Below are 21,083 nucleotides of genomic sequence, written 5' to 3'. Positions count from 1 at the left end.
CGCGCTCGTGTCCAAAATAAGCCGAGGGTCAGGGTTAATGTCGATTGTCCAACGCGGCGGGAGCGTTTTCCGTCGTCTTACGTTCCGGAGATGAATGATGTCAGGCACTATGACTCGCGAAGATTTTGACGCTTACCTGGTTCCCTGTTTTGCCCCCGCGCCGTTTATTCCGGTCAGGGCGGCGGGTTCCCGCGTCTGGGACCAGCAGGGGAAAGAGTATATCGATATGGCGGGCGGCATTGCGGTGAATGCCTTAGGCCATGCCCATCCGGCGCTGGCTCAGGCCCTGCAGGATCAACTGGCGAAACTGTGGCATATCGGCAATGGCTATACCAACGAGCCGGTGCTGCAGCTGGCGAAAACCCTCGTGCAGTCGACCTTTGCCGATAAGGTGTTTTTCTGCAACTCCGGCGCCGAAGCCAACGAGGCCGCTCTCAAACTGGCGCGGAAATACGCTCACGATAAGTTTGGTGGTGAAAAAAGCGAAATCATCGCCTTCAACCATGCCTTCCATGGCCGGACGCTGTTCACCGTCTCCGTCGGCGGCCAGCCGAAATATTCCAGCGATTATGCTCCGCTGCCGCAGGGCATTACCCATCTGCCCTATAACGACATCGAGGCGGTCACCGCGGCCATCTCTTCGCGCACCTGTGCGGTGATCGTCGAGCCGATCATCGGCGAAGGCGGCGTGATACCCGCTGACCCGGCGTTCCTCCAGGCGCTGCGCACCCTCTGCGATCGCCATCACGCGACCCTGATATTCGATGAGGTGCAGACCGGGGCGGGCCGTACCGGCCATCTCTACGCCTACCAGCACTACAACGTCGTCCCGGACATCCTCACCAGCGCCAAAGGGCTGGGGGGCGGCTTCCCAATCGGCGCGATGCTGGCGAAAGAGGCCTGGGCGCAGGTCTTCCAGCCCGGCACCCATGGCACCACCTTCGGCGGCAACCCGCTGGCGGCGACCGTCGCTAACGCCGTGCTGGCCCATCTCGATGCGCCGCTGCTGGCGGGCGTTGGCGAGCGCCATGCGCTGATTGTTGACCAGTTGAATGCGATCTCTGCCCGTTACGATGCGTTCAGCGCCGTGCGCGGCACCGGTCTGCTGATCGGCGCTGAGCTGGCGGGGCCGCTGCGCGGCAAGGCCAAAACGTTGACCAACCTGGCGGCGGAAGAGGGGCTGATCGCCCTGATTGCCGGCCCGGACGTGCTGCGCTTCGCGCCGGCGCTCAATATCCCGCTGGCGGATATTGCGGAAGCCTTCGTGCGCCTTGATCGCGCCGTTGCTCGCTTAACCCGCTAACCGGGAGGACGGCCTGTGATGCTATTTCGTCCCGTACGGGAAAACGATCTCGACGACATCGTCCGCCTTGCCGCGCGGGCGGGGGTCGGCATGACCTCCTTACCGCATGATGCCGGGCGCCTGGCCGCCCGTATCCAGCGCAGTATCGAGACCTTCGCCGGCGAACTGCCGCGCGGCCAGCAGGGTTTCCTGTTTGTGCTGGAAGACACCGCGCTGGCGCGGGTGGTGGGGGTGAGCGCCATTGAGGTCGCGGTGGGCCTGGACGAGCCGTTTTACAATTTTCGCATTCAGAAAACGGTTCGCGCCTCGAAAGCGCTGGGAGTCTATAAGCCTCAGGAGCTGCTTAATCTCAGCTATGACCACACCGGGCACAGCGAACTGTGTACGCTGTTTCTCGACCCGGCCTATCAGCGCAACCGCAATGGTCTGCTGCTCTCCAAGGCGCGCTTTTTATTTATCGCCGCCTTCCGCGAGTGGTTTTCCCCGTACCTGTTTGCCGAACTGCGCGGCTGCAGCGATGAGCAGGGGCAGTCGCCGTTCTGGGATGCGCTGGGCCATCACTTCTTCGACATCCCGTTTGCCGATGCTGACCGGCTGACCGGCACCGGCATGAAAACCTTTATTGCCGAACTGATGCCGGCTTACCCGATCTATATCTCACTGCTGCCGGAAGCGGCCCGCGAGGTCATCGGTCAGGTGCATCCCAATACCGCCCCGGCGCGGGCGATCCTCGAGAAAGAGGGATTCAGCTGGCGCGGCTCGGTGGATATTTTCGATGCCGGACCGGTGCTGGAGGCGAACACCGATCAGATCCGCGCCGTACGCGACAGCCAGTGCCTGCCGGCCCAGCAGCTGATGGGCGCCCTGCCGGCGCCGACGCTCGTCGCCAACGGTCAGTTCGACAATTTCCGGGCGCTGCTGGTGGCCCACGAAGAGCAGGTCTCACTGGACGCCGCCGCGCTGGACGCGCTGCAGGTCAGTGAAACCGACCGCGTTTATACGGTAACCCTGAATCCAGAGGAAAACAGATCATGGCGGTAAAAGCACAGTTTATAGCCGGGCAGTGGCAGGCGGGCAGTGGGGCAACGATGAGCAAACTGGCCCCGGAGGATCAGTCGCTGCTGTGGCAGGCGGCCAGCGCGGGTGCCGACGACGTCCAGGCGGCCTGCGCCGCGGCGCGCGCGGCATTTTACCCCTGGTCGCACCGGCCGCTGGCCGAGCGTATTGCCGTGGTGGAGCGTTTTGCCGCGCTGCTGGAGACACATAAAGAGGCGCTGGCGACCCTGATTTCCCGGGAGACCAGCAAGCCGCTGTGGGAGACCCGCACCGAAGTACAGGCGATGATCGGCAAGGCCGCGATCTCCATCGAGGCCTATCACCAGCGGACGGGCTTTCACGAGTCGACGCTGCCGGACGGAAAAGCACAGCTGCGCCACAAACCGCATGGCGTGATGGCGGTCTTTGGTCCCTACAACTTCCCGGGCCACCTGCCCAACGGGCACATCATTCCGGCACTGATTGCCGGCAATACCATCGTGTTTAAACCCAGCGAGCTGACGCCGGCCACCGCCGAAATGACCGTCCAGCTGTGGCAGCAGGCGGGCGTCCCTGACGGGGTGATCAATCTGCTGCAGGGCGGAAAAACCACTGGCCAGGCGCTGCTGGAAAATCGTGATATCGACGGCGTACTGTTCACCGGCAGCGCGGCGGCGGGTTTCCACTTCCATCGCTATTTCGGCGGCCAGCCGGAGAAGATGCTGGCGCTGGAGATGGGCGGCAACAACGCGCTGATCGTCGCCGACGTGGCCGATGTCGATGCGGCGCTGCATGTGATTATCCAGTCGGCGTTTATCTCCGCCGGGCAGCGCTGCACCTGCGCGCGCCGGCTGATCGTGCCGCGCGGCGAGCAGGGGGATGCGCTGCTGCAGCGGCTGGTCGCGGCCAGCGCGCAGATCCGCGCCGGCAAGTGGGATGACCAGCCCACGCCGTTTATGGGCGGAGTGATTTCTCTCGACGCCGCGCAGAACATGCTGGCGGCGCAGCAAAAACTGGAGGGGCTCGGCGGCAAGGTGCTGCTGCGCATGCGCCAGCCCGACCCGCACTCCACGGTGCTGACGCCGGGGATCGTCGACGTCACCGGTATCGAGGTGCCGGATGAAGAATACTTTGGCCCGCTGCTGACGGTTATCCGTTATGACGATTTCCCGGAGGCCATTCGCCTCGCCAACCAGACCCGCTATGGCCTGGCCGTCGGGCTGATCTCCAGCGATGCGGCGCAGTTTGAACAGCTGGCGGACGAGGCGCGGGCCGGGATCGTCAACTGGAACAAGCCGCTGACCGGCGCCTCGAGTAAAGCGCCGTTTGGCGGGGTGGGCGCCTCCGGCAACCATCGCGCGGCAGCGTGGTACGCCGCTGATTACTGTGCCTGGCCGATGGCCTCTCTGGTCAGCGATACGCTGACGCTCCCGGCGACGGTATCGCCGGGCCTGCCATTCTGATAACGGATCCTGTGAGGACATATGTCTGGTTTTGAAGCAAACTTTGATGGCCTGGTCGGCCCGACGCACCACTACGCCGGACTCTCCGTCGGCAATGAAGCCTCGCAAAATAACCGCGATGGTCTCTCTAACCCTAAAAAGGCGGCGCTGCAGGGGCTGTATAAAATGAAAGCCCTTGCCGATCGCGGCTTCGTGCAGGGCATTCTGCCGCCGCAGCCGCGTCCGAATCTACGTCTGCTGCGCGAAGTCGGTTTCCAGGGCAGCGATGAGCAGGTCATCCGGCAGGCGGCCCACGCGGCGCCGCAGCTGCTCTCCGCCTTCAGCTCCGCCTCGTCGATGTGGACCGCCAATGCGGCGACCGTCTCACCGTCGGCGGACAGCGCCGATGGCAAAGTCCATTTCACCGTCGCCAACCTGAACAATAAGCTGCACCGTATGCAGGAGGCGCCCACCACCTCGGCGATCCTGGGCGCCACGTTCGCCGATCCGCGCTACTTCGCCCACCATGCGGCGCTGCCGCAGCATGGCGACCTCGGCGATGAAGGGGCAGCCAACCATAACCGCTTCTGCCGGGAGTATGACCGACAGGGGGTGCAGTTTTTTGTCTACGGTCGACGCGCCAGCGGCGGGATCGCCCCGGTGAAGTATCCGGCGCGGCAGACCCTCGAGGCCAGCGAGGCGGTGGCCCGCCTGCATCAGCTGGATCCGCGCTACACGGTGTTTGCCCTGCAGGCGCCGCAGGCTATCGATCGCGGCGTGTTTCACAACGACGTCATCGCGGTCAGCAATCGCCATGTGCTGTTCCACCATCAGCAGGCGTTTGTCGATCAGGCGACGGTGCTGGCGACGCTACGGGCTAAAAGCGACAGTCTGGATATCCCGTTCACCAGCGTGGAAGTGCCGGACGAGCGGGTGTCGCTCGATGACGCGGTGTCCTCTTACCTGTTCAACAGCCAGCTGCTGAGTAAACCTGACGGCAAGATGCTGATCGTGGTGCCGGAGGAGTGCCGCCAGCGGGAAAACGTCTGGCGCTATCTGAGCGACCTCGCCGCCGACAGCGCATCGCCGATCGATGAAGTGGCGGTCTTTGACCTGCGGGAAAGCATGCGCAACGGCGGCGGCCCGGCCTGTCTGCGGCTGCGGGTAGTGCTCAACGAGGCTGAACGCCAGGCGGTCAACGCCCACAGTCTGATGAACGACGAGCGTTATCAGCAGCTGACGGCATGGGTGGAAAAACACTATCGCGACCGGCTGCACGCCCGCGATCTGGCGGACCCGCAGCTGCTGCGCGAGGTTTATCAGGCGCTGGATGAGCTGACGCAGATCCTGCGCCTGGGCGCGGTCTATGATTTTCAGCGTTAAGGAGCGGCAGATGGAGCACCTGGTTAACGATTTACTGCACTGCCGCCTGCAGGAGTGGAGCTTCCCGGCGGGCATCGAGGCCCGCTGGCTGGGCGAGGGGATCCTGCAGTTGCTGCCGACGGCGCCGTGGCGCCAGGCGACGATCCTCTCCGCGGGCGTGCATGGCAATGAGACCGCGCCGACGGAGCTGCTGCTGCAGTTGACCCACGATCTGAGCCAGGGGCGGCAGCCGCTCACTCAGGCGCTGCTGATCGTCTTTGGTAACCTGCCGGCGATCCGCGCCGCACGCCGCTATCTGCACAACGACCTGAATCGCCTGTTCGGCGGCCGCCATCTGGCGGTCACCCCGGGGAATGAGTCGCGGCGGGCTTTTGCGCTGGAGCAAGCGGTGCAGGCCTTCTATCGCGCCGCCGATGCGGCGGGTCCGGTCAACCGTAGCCATCTCGATATGCATACCGCCATTCGCGGGTCGCTGTATCGCCAGTTTGCGCTGCTCCCGGCCCACGCCGGGGATTTTTCGCCTGGCTTCTACCAGCTGTTGCAGGCCAGCGGGATGGACGCCATCGTGCGGCATACCGAAGCGGGCGGCACCTTCACCCATTTCACCTGCGAAAAGTTCGCCGCGCAAAGCGCCACCCTGGAGCTGGGGAAAGTGATGCCGTTCGGCGCCAACGATCTCAGCCTGTTCGCCGCTACCGACGCGGCGATCCGGGCCTGGATTTCTGACGCGCCGCTACCGCCGCGCGACAAAGCGCCAGTGGACTACTTCCTGGTCGAGGAGAGCATCATCAAGCGCGAGGGGAAATTTACGCTTAATCTCGCGGCCAACGTTGAGAACTTCACCGCGCTCCCGGCGGGATACGAAATCGCTCGCCAGGCGGAGAAACGGTGGGTGGTGCAGGCCCGGGCCCCCTATATCCTCTTTCCCAATGCCGGGGTCGCCACCGGTCAGCGCGCCGGGCTGCTGCTGCGCGCCGCGGCTCTTCGCCTCCCACAACCAGCCTGAGGAAACACCATGACTGAACATCAACATCAGGCGTCTCCTGCCGCCGGAGGTGAGGGCGCGTCACAGCTTAAACGCGGGCTCGGCGCCCGCCACATTCAAATGATTGCCCTCGGGGGCGCCATCGGCACCGGGCTGTTTATGGGGGCGGGGCGCAACATCGCCGTCGCCGGCACCTCGATTCTGGTGATCTATGTGCTGGTCGGGTTCTTTACCTATATGGTGATGCGGGCGATGGGGGAGCTGCTGCTCACCCGCCATGACTACCGCTCGTTTGCCGACTTTGTCGGCGAGTATCTCGGGCCGCAGGCCAGCTTTTACCTCGGCTGGACCTACTGGCTAAGCTGGGTAGTGACCTGCATTGCCGACGTGGTGGTCTGCGGGAGCTATATGCAGTACTGGTTCCCGGAACTGTCGGCATGGATGCCGGCCCTCAGCATGCTGGCGATCCTGTTCCTGCTTAACCTGCTGTCGGTGAAAATGTTTGGCGAGGCGGAGTTCTGGTTCGCCCTGATCAAGGTGATCACCATTATCGCCCTGATCGGCACCGGCGGCTGGATGATTGCCACTGGCTGGACTTCTCCGGACGGCGTGACGGCTTCTCTCAGCCATCTTACCGACCCGACGGCTTTTATGCCTCACGGTATCACCGGTTTTTTCGCCGGCTTCCAGATAGCGATCTTCTCCTTTACCGGCATTGAGCTGCTGGGCACCATGACGGCGGAGACCCGCGATCCGCAGCGCATTTTGCCCAAGGCGATCAATGCTCTGCCGCAGCGGATTATCATCTTCTATCTGCTGTCGATGGTGGTGATTATCGCCGTCGCCTCCTGGCCGGGGGTATCGGCGGAGACCAGTCCGTTCGTGACGCTGTTTGCCAAGGCCGGGCTGCCTGCCGCCGCGGCGGTGATTAACTTCGTGGCGCTGACCTCGGCGATGTCCTCGGCCAACAGCGGCGTCTTCTCCAGCACCCGCATGCTGTACGGCCTGTCGGTGGAGAAGCATGCGCACTGGCAGTTTCGCATCCTGTCGCGCAATACCCGCATCCCGGTGCGTAGCCTGCTGTTCTCCTGCTTCTGCATGCTGATCGGCACGCTGCTGCTGTTCCTGGTGCCGAACGTGATGACCTTGTTCACCATCGTCTCGACCCTGGCGGCGATTATGGTGGTGTTCAGCTGGGGGATGATCCTCGTGGCCTATCTGGTCTATCGCCGTCAGCGTCCGGACCTGCACGCCGGGTCGATCTTTAAGATGCCTGCCGGGGTGGTGATGAGCTGGGTGAGCCTGCTGTTCTTCGCCTTCGCCATCTTCATCATGATCTTTGACCCGGACACGCTGCTGGCGCTGTTGGCTTCTCCGCTGTGGTTTATTGCCCTGTGGGGCTTCTGGAAGCTGAAGCAGCGGCGTGAGGGGCAACTGACACTGGATAACCAGAGCGCCTGACACTCGCCGGCCAACCTGGCCGGCTAAGCAGGAGGTGAAGACGTTACGTCTGTTTCTGCCCGGTGGCGGCTGGCGCCTTACCGGGCCTACATGCTTACCGGACCTGGGATGAGCGGTATCCCTCACGGTATGATCCCCCCTGTAGGCCCGCGCAAGCGCAGCGCCGCCGGGCAGGATAGTCGGTTCCGTAGCGGCTTTACTGCCCGGTGGCGGCTGGCGCTTTACCGGGCCTACATGCTTACCGGACCTGGGATGAGCGGTATCCCCCGCGGCGTGATCTCCCTCTGTAGGCCCGCGCAAGCGCAGCGCCGCCGGGCGGGATAGTCGGCACGCTACCTGCCCAGACGGCGGCGGTTAGGCGCTTTCCGCCCGGGAAGGGGCCGCACCCGGCGCGGACTTCATCCGGCTGGCGCAGAAAATTGCCAGCAGCGAAATCACCACCGTTACGCCCAGATAAACGGCCACCGGCCGCCAGTCCCCGTCATATTTTGCCAGCAGACCGGTGGCGATAAGCGGCGCGGTGCCCCCGGCCAGCGCGGCACCCAGCTGGTAGCCGAGGGTGATCCCGGTATAGCGCACATTGGCGCTGAAAATCTCAGAGCACAAGGTGCCGAGCACCGCAGTTACCGGCGCCCACAGGATGCCGAAGGCAACGACCGTCGCCAGCATGATGCCCCAGTTGGTGCCGGTGTCGAGCAGCAGGAACCACGGAACGATAAACAGCCCCAGCAGCACCACGCTCAGGGTATACATCTTTTGCCGCCCCACCTTGTCTGACAGCAGCCCCATCAGCGGGATCATCACGGTGGCCACCAGCGCGCCCAGGGTCACGGATTCCAGCGCCTGCGACTTCTGATAGCTCAGGGTGGTGGTGGCATAGCTGACCACAAAGGTGGAGAAAATATAGAAGGGCGCGGTCTCCACCACCTTCAGACCGGCGGCAATCAGCACTTCGCGCCAGTGGTGCTTAAGCGTTTCGCGCAGCGGGGCTTTCGCTACCTGGCCGGATTTTTTCACCTGCTTAAAGGCGGGGGTTTCGTCGATATCTTTGCGGATCCACAGGCCGAGAAAAACGAGAACGGAGCTGAGCAGGAACGGTATGCGCCAGCCCCAGGCGAGAAACTGTGCCTCATCGAACAGGGTCATCAGCGAGACGATAAACGTCGCCATCAGCATGCCGATCGTCACGCCGGCCTGGGGAATACTGCCGAAAAAGCCTTTCCGCTTTTCCGGCGCGTATTCGTAGGCCAGCAACAGCGCGCCGCCCCATTCACCGCCGATACCCATGCCCTGAATAATGCGCAGGGTAATCAGCAGGGCGGGCGCCCACAGGCCCACCATCTCATAGGTGGGAAGCAGGCCGATCGCCACCGTGGCGCTGCCCATCAGCGACAGGGTCAGCACCAGCGTCTTCTTGCGGCCGATGCGATCGCCGATATGGGCGAAAATGACCCCGCCGATGGGGCGGATAAAAAAGGTCAGCGAGAAGGAGAGCCAGGAGAGGATCAGGCCGATGACCGGGTCGACCATCGGAAAGAAGATTTTGTTGAACACCAGCGCGGCGGCGGTGCCATAGAGAAAATAATCGAACCATTCGATGGCGCTGCCTGTCAGGCTCGCGATCAGGACCTTCTTGATTTCTGCAGAATGTATGCAGTGTTGTCTTGTGGATTGCTCATTACGAAACGTTCTCCCGCGACGGTAAATAGGTCAGGTGTCACTCTGTGCGTGCAGGGTGCAACCCGGTGTGAAAAGGTTGTGTAATTGTTAAGCAACTTAGGGGTGAAGGTTACAATTGGCAAGTTCAGCGCTGGCAAACTGGGCGTTATGGCGCGCTATGGACTGGTGTAACCGCGAAGCTATTTTTTATTTTCCACCTGATTTTGCTGTTTTTTGTTATTTTCATAGTGAGTTGTTCAGGTGCAACCCGCCTGTTTTTAGATGTTTCTTGTTATTTCAAAATGGTTACAAATCGACGCCGCTTTGCCTCCCGCGAGGCGGCGTTTATGATGGCGAATGCATCCTCTCCGATCGGCTGAGAGGGATTAAAGGAGACAGAATGGCAGAACAATTTCCTCTGCTGTCGGCAGCGACGCTGGCGGCGGCTAACCAGGTCGGCGCCTGGCTGGCGCAGGACGATCTGGCGACACTGCCCGCGATGCCGGAAGTGGACGTGATGGTGCTGGCCGGCAATGCCGTGATCCCGACCATTGACGCCGCCTGTCGGCTGGCGGCTAAACGGGAAGTCCCGCTGCTGATCAGCGGCGGCGTGGGACATTCTACGAACTATCTCTACGAGGCGGTGCGCCAGGATCCCCGTTACCGTACATTGCCGGTGGCGGGGCGTCCGGAAGCGCATATTCTGGCCGATATTGCTCATGACTACTGGCACATTCCACGCTCGCGGCTGGTGGTGGAGGACCAGTCGACCAACTGCGGCGAGAACGCCCGTTTTACCCGGAACACGCTGGAGAGCCGGGGGATCCCTCATCGTCGCGGGATCGTCATTCAGGACCCCACCATGCAGCGGCGAACCATGGCTACCTTCGCCCGCGTCTGGCAGGGGGCGACGACGCCGCCACAGTGGCTGAGCTTTCCCGGCTGCTCGCCGGTGCTGGAGCAGACCGATGGCCAGCTGGGGTTCGCGGGCGGCGGGACGGGGCTCTGGCCGGTTACCCGCTACCTGGCGCTGCTGCTGGGCGAGCTGCCCCGTCTGCAGGATACGCCTGACGGATACGGCCCGCGCGGGAAAGACTTCATCTGCCACGTCACCTTTCCGCCGGAGGTCGTCGATGCCTGGCGACAGCTGCGGGAGGACGCCCGGCTTGCCGGGGCGCTGCAGGTGCGAACCCTCGGCTGAAAAATGCCCGTTTACGGCAGATTCGTCGCAAACGGGCATTTTGTGTTATTGAAATGTAACTTAAAACGGGTGCATTAGGCCCATTTTTATGAATTAGCTCACAGAACGGCGCTAATGTGCTGCGAAACGGCGGCTTATCCGCTCGATATTTAACAAAAAAATCACTTGTTAAATACAAATGCACCACAGGAGCAGCCATGACAGCACCCGTTCAACACCCGATGTATATTGATGGCCAGTTCGTTTCCGGTCGCGGCGACGGCTGGATCGACGTGCTTAACCCGGCGACCGAAGCGCTGCTGTCGCGGATCCCGGACGGGACCGCCGAAGAGGCGCGGCTGGCGATTGACGCGGCGGAGCGCGCCCAGCCGGCCTGGGAAGCGCTGCCGGCCATTGAGCGCGCGGGCTGGCTGCGCAAAATTGCCGCGGGTATCCGCCAGCGTGCCGACGACATCGCCGGGCTGATCGTGGCTGAAGGCGGCAAGATCCAGCAGCTGGCGGCGGTGGAGGTCGCGTTCACCGCGGACTATCTCGACTATATGGCCGAATGGGCGCGGCGTTACGAAGGCGAGATCGTGCAGAGCGATCGCCCCGGGGAGAATATCCTCGTCTTTAAACGCGCGCTGGGGGTGACTACCGGGATCCTGCCGTGGAACTTCCCGTTCTTTCTTATCGCCCGCAAGCTGGCCCCGGCCCTGATCACCGGGAATACCATCGTCATTAAGCCCAGCGAATTTACGCCCAATAATGCCATCGCCTTTGCCGAGATTGTCCATCAGGTTGGGCTGCCGAAAGGGGTCTTTAACCTGGTGCTCGGCCGCGGAGAAACCGTTGGTCAGGAGCTGGCCGGTAATCCGAAGGTGGCGATGGTCAGCATGACCGGCAGCGTGGCGGCAGGGGAGAAAATCATGGCCGCCGCGGCGAAAAATATCACCAAAGTGTGCCTCGAGCTCGGCGGTAAAGCGCCAGCGATTGTGATGGACGATGCGGATCTGGAGCTGGCGGTGAAGGCGGTGGTGGACTCGCGGGCGATTAATACCGGGCAGGTGTGTAACTGCGTCGAGCGGGTCTATGTCCAGCAGGGTATTTACGACCGCTTCGTTAACCGTCTCGGCGAGGCGATGAAGGCCGTGCAGTTTGGCGATCCGGCGGCGCGGGACGACATCGCGATGGGGCCGCTGATCAATGCGGCGGCGCGGGACCAGGTGGCGGGCAAAGTGGCGAAGGCGGTGGCGCAGGGGGCGCGGGTGGCGCTGGGCGGCCAGCCGCTGGAGGGCAAAGGCTATTTTTATCCGCCGACCCTGCTGCTGGATGTACGCCAGGAGATGGATATTATCCACGAAGAAACCTTCGGACCGGTGCTGCCGGTGGTGGCGTTTTCGACCCTCGACGAGGCGCTGGCGATGGCCAATGACAGCGATTATGGCCTGACCTCCTCAATCTATACCCGCGATCTGAACGTGGCGATGAAGGCAATTAAGGGGCTGAAATTCGGCGAAACCTATATCAACCGCGAGAACTTTGAGGCGATGCAGGGTTTCCACGCCGGCTGGCGTAAATCGGGGATCGGCGGCGCTGACGGCCGCCACGGACTGAACGAGTACCTGCAGACCCAGGTGGTCTATCTGCAGGCCTGAGGCACTCAACACCGTACCGGCGGGCAGCGCAGGCGGCCCGCCGTTCACTTAGCGGGCAAATTTCTCCAGCACGCGGATCAGCTGGGTGACAAAGCCGTATTCGTTGTCGTACCAGGCGACGGTTTTCACCAGCTGTACGCCGCCAGCCTCCACAATCTCCAGCTGGGTGGCATCGTAGATTGAACCGAAATGGCTGCCGATGATATCGGAAGAGACGATCTCTTCTTCGGTATAGCCGAAGGATTCATTGCCCTCGGCCGCCTGCTTCATCGCCTGATTCACTTCATCCGCGGTCACCTTTTTCTCCAGCACGGAGACCAGCTCCGTCACCGAACCCGTTTTTGTCGGCACACGCTGGGCATGCCCCTTCAGTTTACCGCTGAGGGCCGGGATCACCAGGCCGATGGCCTTAGCCGCGCCGGTGGTGTGCGGAATGACGTTCTCTGCCGCCGCACGGGAGGCGCGCAGATCTTTACCGCGCGGCCCGTCCACCAGCGACTGGGTGCCGGTATAGGCATGGATGGTGGTCATGGTGCCGACGGTGATGCCGAAGGCATCCTGCAGCACTTTGGCCATCGGCGCCAGGCAGTTGGTGGTGCAGGAGGCCACGGAGATGATGGTGTCATCCGGAGCCAGAGTGTCATCGTTGACGTTGTAGACGATGGTTTTCATCTCGCCAGCGGGGGCCGAAATCAGCACTTTGCGGGCGCCGGCCTGGAGATGGGCTTGCGATTTCTCTGCTGAGGTGTAGAACCCGGTACACTCCACGATCACCTCGGCGCCGGCCGCCTGCCACGGAATATGCTGCGCCTCTTTTTCGGCATACACGGTGATGGTTTTACCGTTGACGATCAGCGCGTCTTCCGTAAAGTCGACGCTCCACGGGAAGGGGCCGTAGTTTGTATCATGCTTTAACAGGTAGGCCAGCACCTTTGGCGAGGTGAGGTCGTTGATAGCGACCACTTCCAGGCTGCTGTCGACTTCTAATAAGCGGCGTAACACCAGACGTCCGATACGACCAAATCCATTAATTCCAAGTTTACTCATGGATATTCTCCGGTTGGTAAAACGACTCGATGTAATAAAACTCCTCCAGGCTTAGCCCTGTCACTTAGATTGGTCAACCGATAATTTGTGCGCAACGCCAGTGCGCCAGGACTGTTGAGTAAAAAGTGAATGTTTTCCCGGTCTTTTTTGTCGTCGACGGCAGAGAAAAATTTTTGTTACCGGGATGAGAGTGCCGTCTGCTGGCGAAACGGTGAAAAGCGTCTATGCTTAACTATTGAATAGCTTAGTAAAATAATGACGTTAGACGAAGGGAGAGGTTATGGGATTCTGGAGAATTGTTTTCACTATCATTCTGCCGCCGCTGGGCGTTTTGCTGGGTAAAGGCTTCGGCTGGGCGTTTATCCTCAACATCATTCTGACCCTGCTGGGCTATATTCCTGGTCTGATCCACGCCTTTTGGGTGCAAACCCGCGACTAAAGATGAACCGCTCGCGACGCCCCCCGGCGACCCGTTCAGGGGGGCAGTAAACGCTCTTTAAACAGCAGGGTATTATCCTTCGACCAGTAATGGCGGGTATTGTCCTCAAGATCGACGGTCCACTTAAATACCCCGGCGCTGGCCAAATCCTGGCAGTACTGTTCAAAATTGATGGCCCCGGCGAAGTGGCGGATAACCGCGGCTCTGGTCAGACAGTGGCTGACCTCAGCGCATACGCGCAGCAGGCCGCGAGCGCTTTTTATCGAAATCACGTCATCGTTCGCCATCACGAAATTCACATTGCCGGTGGTGACAAAATAGATGTAGTAGGAGACCTGATGCCGCCGTAGCTCACCGGCGAAGGTGGCAAAATCAGCATCCGAGCGAACTTGTTCAAAAAAATGACCCAATCTTGCCAGCAGTTCCATTTCTGTCCTTACGGTATTGTCGTGTCAGGCTGCTTTGTGTGCGGGCAAAAACCATTCACGAAATCACTTATTCATTTTTAAATAATATAGGCGCGTTATATTAATGGTTATTATGTAACTGGAACACCGTTTCAAGTGTTACAAGCTATTGCAATCGTTTGCCAGGGCGAGCCAGCGAAGGGGAAGGTCGCGATGTGAACAACGGGGAGAAGCGCCGGCGATGAAGATCGCCGGCGGCGGGAAGGACTTCCCGCTGCAATTATTTCTGGATCAGATAGCGAATGGTGGGGCCATCCTGCTGAATATCCAGCACCGTATAGCCGTGGTTCCTGGCATCGAGGGGAATGTTATTGATCGACTGCGGACAGTCGCTGACTACTTCCAGGATCTCGCCTTTTTGCAGGGAGGGCATCGCCTCCAGAGTGGCAACGGCCGGATAGGGGCAGGGTTCGCCGACCATATCCAGGCGATAATCAGGGATGATGTTTTTCATGCGCTCTCCTTCACGGTCCGGACCGCCGCCGACTGACGGCGGAAGAAATGTCTCTCCCAGGCGATCACCAGCAGCAGGGCGATCAGCAGCAGCAGATAGGTCGCCAGCAGCCCGCCGAAGGGGCCAAAGGCGTTTAACAGGTTAATTTTCTGCCAGTGGGTGGCGAGGGGGGCCGAGATATCGTCCCAGCACCAGGCAAGCAGCGTTGAGCCGATGACATTGCCCAGCCCCACCCACCAGTAGTGAACCTGACCCTCTACTGCCCGGTACATCCAGCCGGTTTCACACCCGCCGGCCAGCACGATACCAAAACCAAACAGCAAGCCGCCAATCGCGGCGTTGGGACCCGCCCACATAATTTTCGGCGCCATCCCCAGCTGCACATAGCTGAAGATACCAATGGCGCTCGCCGCCATGCCGAAGATAATCGCCTTCGCCATCACCGTCCGGCCGGTGATCCACATATCGCGAAAGGCGGAGGTAAAGCAGATCTGCGCGCGCTCGATAAGCAGACCAAAGCCAATACCGAACAGCATCGCCAGGCCCAGTGCCGGGTGGTCTGCGGCGGTGAGCAGGCCCCAGCCGATCATGGCGAAAAAGACCACCATCCCCAGGCGGAAGCGGCGGCGCGCCTGCTGCGGTTTTTGGGTTAACGGCGAGGCGGCGGACACTTTTTGCATTTTTACCGGGATGCGAAAAAGGGGCAGCAGCGTGAAGCGGGCGCCAAACCAGGAGCCGATGGCGGTGGCGATGGCAAACAGCCAGGCGTGCAGGGAGAACTGCGGAATGCCGGTGAAAAAGGCGGCGAGGTTGCAGCCCATCGCCAGTCGTGCGCCAAAGCCGGCGATGATGCCCCCGGCCACAGCCTGCATAATGCGGATGCGACTGCGCGGGAAACGCAGTTTGACGTTATTGGCCCACAGCGCCGCGGCCAGACAGCCGCCGAACATACCGATGATCATCCTGCCATCAATGCGGGTCAGCGGCGTCCCGTCAAGATGGATCAGCTGATAATAGCCCCATTGCTCGCTGTGGACGCCCATCAGCTGCAGCAGCTGACCACCCCAGCGGGTGAATTCGCCGGTCACCGCCCAGAAGGTGCCGGTGATGCCAAAATAGTAGGTAGAGAGGATGCCTGCCGCGATAACCGCCGGGACGGGGGACCAGAACCGGATAAGCCAGGCCTGTTTAAAGGATTGCCATGTCATAAGAATGCCTCTGAACTCAGAAGGTATTAAAGGTCGATGAGCGACCGAAGGGAGCAAATAGTACCCGCCTCAGCGCCGGCTTTCTCTGTTTTGGATCAAGGCACTACCTGTGGCGACAGCGTCATGTTTAGCCGGCGCGATCTGCGTCGGTTAGCTGATTGCCCTTTGGTTTAATTTCACGGTGCTAGTATGCCGGGTTCTTTTTTCGCGTATGGCGTAGGTTACTGAATGTTAAATAAATTATTATTGTTGTTATCAGGACTAGTGATGGTCGCCATGCCCTCGGCGCAGGCCGGAGAATTAAACCTCTATTCGATGAATACCGGCTCATATGTTTATCATATGACCGGTAACCATGGACAATATAACGAACATTTCAATAACAACTTTTTCTCGGTGGAGCGCAAGTTTTCTGCGGATTCAAAATATAGTGTGCTGATCGGCACGATGAAAAACAGCTTTGACGATCGCTGTCTGACTCTCGGCGTGCGCCGCGACTGGCTGAAAAACGATACCGGCTGGGTGCTGAAAGGGGTGTATGCCTATACCGGGGAATTTTTCTTTGATGCTTTCAGCCACTGTGGGGATTCAGGTACCTACCGTACCGCCAAAAAAATCACCGGCGTCGGTTTTTCGCCCTATATCTATCATGGGCTGCAATATAACTTCACCGATTATTTCGGCGTGGAAGGCGGCATTATTGTGCCGGCGATCTTTGTGATGAGTATTCAGTGGCGCTTTCGCTAAGCGCCTGGCCAACCGGTTGCGGCGCGTAGAACCGTTCTCAGATAGCCTGAGACTGATGACCTGGCGGTCGTCTCAGGCCATCAGCGCAGGATTGCGGGGATTAATGCATGCCGAGGCGAATGAGATCTATCGGGCAGAAACGGCCTTCGCGGCCGTCAATTTCAACGCAGTCTGCCCGGCGCAGCTGCTCGGCGGTTTTCCCCTCGCCATGGATAGCTTTAATCACTCCGGTCCCACCATTGCCAGCGATCATTACCATACTGCCGGTAGCAATAGCGTTACGATTACGGTCATAGGTTTTCATGGTCTCCTCCTCAATAAACCTGTGTGGAAGCAATGATTAAGCGCCTAAAGTAATACGCCTGTTTGCTTAAAAAAGTTTTGAGAATAATCAAAAAAATTTTAAACAAGCAGGCGCAAATGCGCAACGGGGCTGCGACCTACGTGTGAAAACCGCCTGACAGCGATGGGTAATATGTCTGCCAGGTGACTGTTTTATGACGAAATTATTAACCTTGCCAGGCGGTGGAAAATAGCGAAAGATGGCGCTTTTCGGGCACCCATGTGCCAGTGCCTGTCCTGAGGGTTCCATGAGTCAAGACGTCACCGCGAAGATGTTAAAGCCCGATTTTGATAGTGAAGTATCCGGCCTGGTGCATGGTTATCTGTTTCATGAACAGCGCCCCCCGCAGCCTATCCTCTCTGGTGAGGTATGCGCCCGTTATCAGGCGCTGGCCGACGACAGGGCCTTTATCTGGTTGCATCTTAATCTCAATCACGCCACCGCGGAGAAATGGTTAACCAGCCACTTTCCGGTGGCGGACTTTTTCTTCGAGGAAATCCGCAGCGGATCGCATACCACCCGCATTGAACGACAGGGCGAGAACCTGTTCGCCGTGCTCAACGATGTGCTGTTTCGTCCGCAGGATACCAGCGCCGAAACCGCCACGCTGTGGCTCTACTGTAGCCCTAAGCTGGTGGTGACGGCGCGCTTTAAACCGTTACGCTTTATTGAATGGATGCTGCCGCGGCTGCAGACGCTCAGGGTGAACACGTCTACCGAGCTGCTGGCTTTTCTGCTGGAGGAGCAGGAGGAAGTGCTGGAGCAGGTAGTGCGCCAGGCCAGCCGCCACGTTGACCTTATCGAAGAGCGTCTCCTGAGCAGCCGCGTGCAGCGCAACCGGGCCGATCTGGCGCGGCTGCGGCGGATGCTTCTGCGTTTTCAGCGACTACTGGCGCCGGAGCCCGCAGCGATGTTCCGGCTGCTTAACCGGCCGCCGGGATGGATGGATCGCGCGGTGGTGCAGGCGTTTCGCCAGTTCACTGAAGAGTTTAGCGTGGTGCTTAACGACCTGTCCGGCCTGATCGAGCGCATCAGCCTGCTGCAGGAGGAGATTGGCGCCCGCCAGCTGGAGCAGAGCAACCGCACCCTCTATACCCTGACGGTGATCACCGTTCTCGCACTGCCGATTAATATCGTGGCCGGTTTCTTCGGCATGAACGTCGGCGGGATCCCGCTGGCGAGCAACCACCACGGGTTTATCCTGCTGGTGGTGATTGTCGCCGTCTTCACCCTCGGCGCCGGTTACCTGGCGTTCCGTCGGCGCGATGACCTGTAGAATGCACGTCGAATCAGCTGAGGCTGCGCAGGGCGGCAATCAGCCCTTCGACGCCGCGCGTCAGCTTCTCGCGAGGACAGCCGACGTTGAGACGCAGAAAGCCGTTGCCCTCGGCGCCATAGGTATAGCCCGGCATAATCGCCACCTTCTGGTCGGCGATCAGCGCCTGCTGTAGCGCACGGTCGTCGATGTTCAGGGGGCGCAGGTCGATCCACGCCAGATAGGTGGCTTCCGGCGGCTGCCAGCGTAGCGCAGGGAAGGCGCGGTTGAGCGTGTCGGCCACATAGCGCATATTCGCCTGCAGGTAGTCGCGCAGGGCGTCGAGCCACGGAGCCCCGTCGCGGTAGGCAGCGATATGGGCAACCAGCGCCGGCACCGCGGGTGATGAGAGCCCGTCGCGCCCCTTCAGCGCCTGCAGGTAGCTGTCGCGCGCGTTCGCCTCGGGGATAAAGCCGTAGGCCCCGGTTAGTGCCGGAATATTGAAGCTCTTCGAACCGGAGGTGAACAGCGCCCATGGCCCCTGAGCGACCTCGCTCCACGGGATATGGCGGTGTTCGCCCCAGGTCATATCCATATGAATTTCGTCGCTAATCACCCTGACGCCATGTTTTTGACACAGGGCCGCCATGGTCTGGAGCTCCTTGCGCCGCCAGACTTTCCCCGTTGGATTGTGCGGGCTGCACAGCAGTAGCAGGGTATTTTTCGGCTCGGCCAGCGCCGCTTCCAGGCGTGCCATATCGCAGTGCCACTGATTATCCGCCAGGGTCAATGGCACCGGGGCAATCTGCCGCCGGTTAGCGGTGATGGTGTTAAAGAAGGCATCATAGGCGGGGGTATGGACCACGACGCCGTCGCCTTCGCTCGACCACTGGCGGATGGTTTCCGCCACCATGTAGATAACCGACGGCCCGTAGACCACCGTTTGCGGATCGATGACGCTGTTAAAGCGGCTGGCGTACCAGTGGGCAATCGCCCCGAGAAACGCCTCGTTCTGCCAGCGGCTGTAGCCGAACACGCCGTGGGCCAGTCGCTGGCTGAGGGCATCGAGAATGCACGGAGCGGTGGCAAAGTCCATATCGGAGATAGTGAACGGCAGCAGGTCGGGGGCGCCAAACCGGTCGGCGACATAGTCCCACTGTGTGCACCAGGTGCCGTGGCGGTCGATGGGGGTAGCAAAATCAAACATCGGAACTTCCTTAGCGAGTGTCCCCCTCCGCTGCGGAGGGGGACCGGGTGTCAGGCCTGAACGGTATTCATCAGTGTGGCCATCTCATCTTTTACCGATTGCACCTGCGGGCCAATGACCACCTGCAGATTATGCTGATTGAGCTGGACCACCCCGATGGCGCGATGGGCTTTCAGCGCGGCAGCATCCACTTTGCTCATATCGTGGACCGACAGACGCAGACGGGTAATGCAGTTATCCAGCGAGACAATGTTCTCGGCGCCGCCGAGGGCCGCCAGAATCGCCGGCACGTTATACCCGGATTTGCCGATGGTGCCCGCGACGGCTTTCTCCACGCTGGCGGCGGTGTCGATATCGCGGCCCGGCGTTTTCAGGTTGAAGCGGGTAATGGCGAAGCGGAAGATGGCATAGTAGACCGCGAACCAGATAGCCGCCACCACCGGCACCAGATACCACTTGGTTGCCAGACCATGCAGGATGCCAAACACCACGAAGTCGATGATATTGCCGTCGGTGTTCACTGAAGTGTAATGGGTATAATTGATATTTGCCGATGTACACTGTGAACAATCAGGTTACTGCAATGTTGAAAATTACAGCTCCCACTCAACTGTGTATGCCGGAAGGAAGCCAAAGACAAGATTGTAAATCCCTTTGAATTTCTCCGTTGTTACCAACACCCCACACAATCATCATCCCTCTTTTATCAAGGCATGATTTCCGTTGCCCCCTTTCACTCCTTCTGATATGATAATGAGTTATTATAAATATTTCCGTAAACTTTGTTCCGTAGTATTTCTCTCCTCGAAAACATCCCCAACGTCAGATGCAAGGCGGCTTTGCGCTATCGCAAATGCCATCGTTTTACCGTGGTTTTAGGTAGTAACTATGTAGGGGGTGTGATCTCTTTCTGAGTACAAAAAGGTTAATTTAACAATGATGCAACAATCACAAACCCTATTCGAATCGTCGGTTTTATCGGCAACAAGTTTTCGTGCCGTCTACCATGAACACGGACGTTACAAAACAATTAATGGCAACTCCTTTGTTCATGATGGTCATGAATACCGGATTAACACAAGAATCGGCTCTGGTGTTCGTCATGACATACTTATGTCAACAATCAACGAACTGAAAGCAATCCTGAAGTTCTACAGTCGAGTGTTCCTGACCCGTTTTGATCTCCACCTCCCTGAGTTCACTTCTGTTGAAGCTGGTAACGAATACATACGCAAACTATTCAAACGATTACGTGACCGCCTGGAGTCTAGAAACAACGGTTTATCAGAACCTATCATCGATTTTGCTTACGGTTGGGTTTGCGAACAGGAAAAGGCTTCACAGCCACATTACCATTGCTGGATTGCACTTCCACATCGTTCGGTAAGGTGGTTTGGAACGCCAGACAGAGGTATTGCTGGTGTTATTACGGAAATCTGGATGAAACTGACTGGTGGGAAAGCAACACTTGTGAACTTGTCTAAAGCCACTAAAGACTATCCCGATCACTACGTCATTCATCGTGATGATCCTTCGACACTCGAAGGTCCGGTATTCTGGCTTTCTTACCTGGCAAAAGAACGCGGGAAGTCGCAGACAGGGAAGGGAACGCGCTTGTATTCAACATCGAAATTGAGTGGTAAAGCACTGAATTCGTAAATGTCGCACTGGAAGCCCGTAGAGCGTTTTTTCTTTCCAAGGCATGAATCGTATTACCCATATCATAAAAAGCGCTTACAGCTTCGCTCAGAGCGTTTTAAGGCATGATTTGAACCTGATTAACTTTAGCTTCGGTCAATTGCATGATAGT

At 59.5% G+C, this 21,083-nt stretch carries 18 protein-coding genes and 3 pseudogenes; 12 read left to right on the top strand and 9 right to left on the bottom strand.

Annotated elements, in window-relative coordinates:
• The first annotated feature begins 97 nt into the window (after positions 1-97).
• From B8P98_RS15140 to B8P98_RS15115, 6 genes are read left to right on the top strand one after another with little or no spacing between them, the layout of a single operon-like run.
• Complete coding sequence (locus B8P98_RS15140; RefSeq protein ID WP_012968351.1) at positions 98-1,303, top strand: bifunctional succinylornithine transaminase/acetylornithine transaminase; 1,206 nt, start codon at positions 98-100, stop codon at positions 1,301-1,303.
• Between the two features lie 18 nt (positions 1,304-1,321).
• Positions 1,322-2,344: an arginine N-succinyltransferase gene (astA, locus tag B8P98_RS15135; RefSeq protein WP_012968350.1), complete on the top strand. Its 1,023-nt coding sequence runs from the start codon at positions 1,322-1,324 to the stop codon at positions 2,342-2,344.
• On the top strand, positions 2,335-3,801 hold the full coding sequence (gene astD / locus B8P98_RS15130) for a succinylglutamate-semialdehyde dehydrogenase (protein ID WP_095033171.1): 1,467 nt from the start codon (positions 2,335-2,337) through the stop codon (positions 3,799-3,801). The genes astA and astD overlap by 10 nt, the downstream gene beginning before the upstream one ends.
• Before the next feature lie 21 nt (positions 3,802-3,822).
• The gene (astB, locus tag B8P98_RS15125) at positions 3,823-5,163 is read left to right on the top strand and encodes an N-succinylarginine dihydrolase (RefSeq protein WP_095033170.1); all 1,341 of its coding nucleotides are present in this window, start codon (positions 3,823-3,825) and stop codon (positions 5,161-5,163) included.
• Positions 5,164-5,173: 10 nt separating this feature from the next.
• Positions 5,174-6,169: a succinylglutamate desuccinylase gene (gene astE, locus B8P98_RS15120; protein ID WP_095033169.1), complete on the top strand. Its 996-nt coding sequence runs from the start codon at positions 5,174-5,176 to the stop codon at positions 6,167-6,169.
• Between the two features lie 9 nt (positions 6,170-6,178).
• The gene (locus B8P98_RS15115; protein WP_095033168.1) at positions 6,179-7,609 is read left to right on the top strand and encodes an amino acid permease; all 1,431 of its coding nucleotides are present in this window, start codon (positions 6,179-6,181) and stop codon (positions 7,607-7,609) included.
• A gap of 354 nt (positions 7,610-7,963) precedes the next feature.
• Here the strand turns inward: B8P98_RS15115 and B8P98_RS15110 are convergent.
• Positions 7,964-9,288, bottom strand: a pseudogene (locus tag B8P98_RS15110) (MFS transporter).
• 380 nt (positions 9,289-9,668) lie between these two features.
• On the opposite strand from B8P98_RS15110, the gene B8P98_RS15105 reads away from it, so the two are divergent.
• The gene (locus B8P98_RS15105) at positions 9,669-10,469 is read left to right on the top strand and encodes a YdcF family protein (protein WP_080897141.1); all 801 of its coding nucleotides are present in this window, start codon (positions 9,669-9,671) and stop codon (positions 10,467-10,469) included.
• Between the two features lie 67 nt (positions 10,470-10,536).
• Here the strand turns inward: B8P98_RS15105 and B8P98_RS30985 are convergent.
• Positions 10,537-10,668: pseudogene (locus tag B8P98_RS30985) on the bottom strand (hypothetical protein); the annotation flags it as partial.
• On the opposite strand from B8P98_RS30985, the gene aldA reads away from it, so the two are divergent.
• Positions 10,667-12,106, top strand: coding sequence for an aldehyde dehydrogenase (gene aldA / locus B8P98_RS15095; protein ID WP_080897139.1), 1,440 nt, complete (start codon positions 10,667-10,669; stop codon positions 12,104-12,106). The pseudogene B8P98_RS30985 and the gene aldA overlap by 2 nt on opposite strands.
• A 48-nt stretch (positions 12,107-12,154) precedes the next feature.
• Here the strand turns inward: aldA and gap are convergent, their stop codons facing one another.
• Complete coding sequence (gene gap, locus B8P98_RS15090) at positions 12,155-13,153, bottom strand: type I glyceraldehyde-3-phosphate dehydrogenase (protein ID WP_080897138.1); 999 nt, start codon at positions 13,151-13,153, stop codon at positions 12,155-12,157.
• 280 nt (positions 13,154-13,433) lie between these two features.
• Between gap and B8P98_RS15085 the strand changes: the two genes are divergently transcribed.
• Positions 13,434-13,592 (top strand): YqaE/Pmp3 family membrane protein, encoded by a 159-nt coding sequence (locus B8P98_RS15085; RefSeq protein ID WP_002903230.1) that lies wholly within the window; start codon positions 13,434-13,436, stop codon positions 13,590-13,592.
• A 35-nt stretch (positions 13,593-13,627) separates the two neighbouring features.
• On the opposite strand, the gene B8P98_RS15080 is transcribed toward B8P98_RS15085, so the two are convergent.
• The 3 genes from B8P98_RS15080 to yedE form a co-directional block, all read right to left on the bottom strand.
• Entirely contained in the window at positions 13,628-14,020 is a 393-nt protein-coding gene (locus tag B8P98_RS15080) for a DUF1398 domain-containing protein (protein ID WP_025713042.1), read from the bottom strand.
• 259 nt (positions 14,021-14,279) lie between these two features.
• Positions 14,280-14,513 (bottom strand): sulfurtransferase-like selenium metabolism protein YedF, encoded by a 234-nt coding sequence (gene yedF, locus B8P98_RS15075; protein ID WP_002903233.1) that lies wholly within the window; start codon positions 14,511-14,513, stop codon positions 14,280-14,282.
• Positions 14,510-15,721, bottom strand: a complete 1,212-nt coding sequence (gene yedE / locus B8P98_RS15070) for a selenium metabolism membrane protein YedE/FdhT (RefSeq protein ID WP_080897137.1) — start codon at positions 15,719-15,721, stop codon at positions 14,510-14,512. Before yedE ends, yedF begins: the two co-directional genes overlap by 4 nt.
• Before the next feature lie 267 nt (positions 15,722-15,988).
• Here yedE and B8P98_RS15065 point away from each other — a divergent pair, with 267 nt between their 5' ends.
• Complete coding sequence (locus B8P98_RS15065) at positions 15,989-16,468, top strand: hypothetical protein (RefSeq protein WP_167382699.1); 480 nt, start codon at positions 15,989-15,991, stop codon at positions 16,466-16,468.
• Between the two features lie 100 nt (positions 16,469-16,568).
• On the opposite strand, the gene ydfZ is transcribed toward B8P98_RS15065, so the two are convergent.
• Positions 16,569-16,772, bottom strand: coding sequence for a putative selenium delivery protein YdfZ (gene ydfZ, locus B8P98_RS15060; RefSeq protein ID WP_087805573.1), 204 nt, complete (start codon positions 16,770-16,772; stop codon positions 16,569-16,571).
• A 286-nt stretch (positions 16,773-17,058) separates the two neighbouring features.
• Here ydfZ and B8P98_RS15055 point away from each other — a divergent pair, with 286 nt between their 5' ends.
• Positions 17,059-18,087, top strand: a complete 1,029-nt coding sequence (locus tag B8P98_RS15055; protein ID WP_025713047.1) for a CorA family divalent cation transporter — start codon at positions 17,059-17,061, stop codon at positions 18,085-18,087.
• 13 nt (positions 18,088-18,100) lie between these two features.
• Here the strand turns inward: B8P98_RS15055 and B8P98_RS15050 are convergent, their stop codons facing one another.
• Both B8P98_RS15050 and B8P98_RS15045 read right to left on the bottom strand, forming a co-directional pair.
• The gene (locus B8P98_RS15050; protein WP_080897136.1) at positions 18,101-19,273 is read right to left on the bottom strand and encodes a MalY/PatB family protein; all 1,173 of its coding nucleotides are present in this window, start codon (positions 19,271-19,273) and stop codon (positions 18,101-18,103) included.
• Positions 19,274-19,323: 50 nt separating this feature from the next.
• Positions 19,324-19,791, bottom strand: a pseudogene (locus tag B8P98_RS15045) (glucose PTS transporter subunit EIIB); the annotation flags it as partial.
• A 418-nt stretch (positions 19,792-20,209) separates the two neighbouring features.
• Between B8P98_RS15045 and B8P98_RS15040 the strand changes: the two are divergent.
• The gene (locus B8P98_RS15040; RefSeq protein WP_050861828.1) at positions 20,210-20,932 is read left to right on the top strand and encodes a YagK/YfjJ domain-containing protein; all 723 of its coding nucleotides are present in this window, start codon (positions 20,210-20,212) and stop codon (positions 20,930-20,932) included.
• The last annotated feature ends 151 nt before the right edge of the window (positions 20,933-21,083 follow it).

The sequence above is a fragment of the Klebsiella quasivariicola genome, from assembly GCF_002269255.1.
In the GTDB taxonomy this organism is placed as follows: domain Bacteria; phylum Pseudomonadota; class Gammaproteobacteria; order Enterobacterales; family Enterobacteriaceae; genus Klebsiella; species Klebsiella quasivariicola.
The sequence above is the reverse complement of the archived record's forward strand: the minus strand, read 5'-3'. Positions and strand labels throughout refer to the sequence as shown.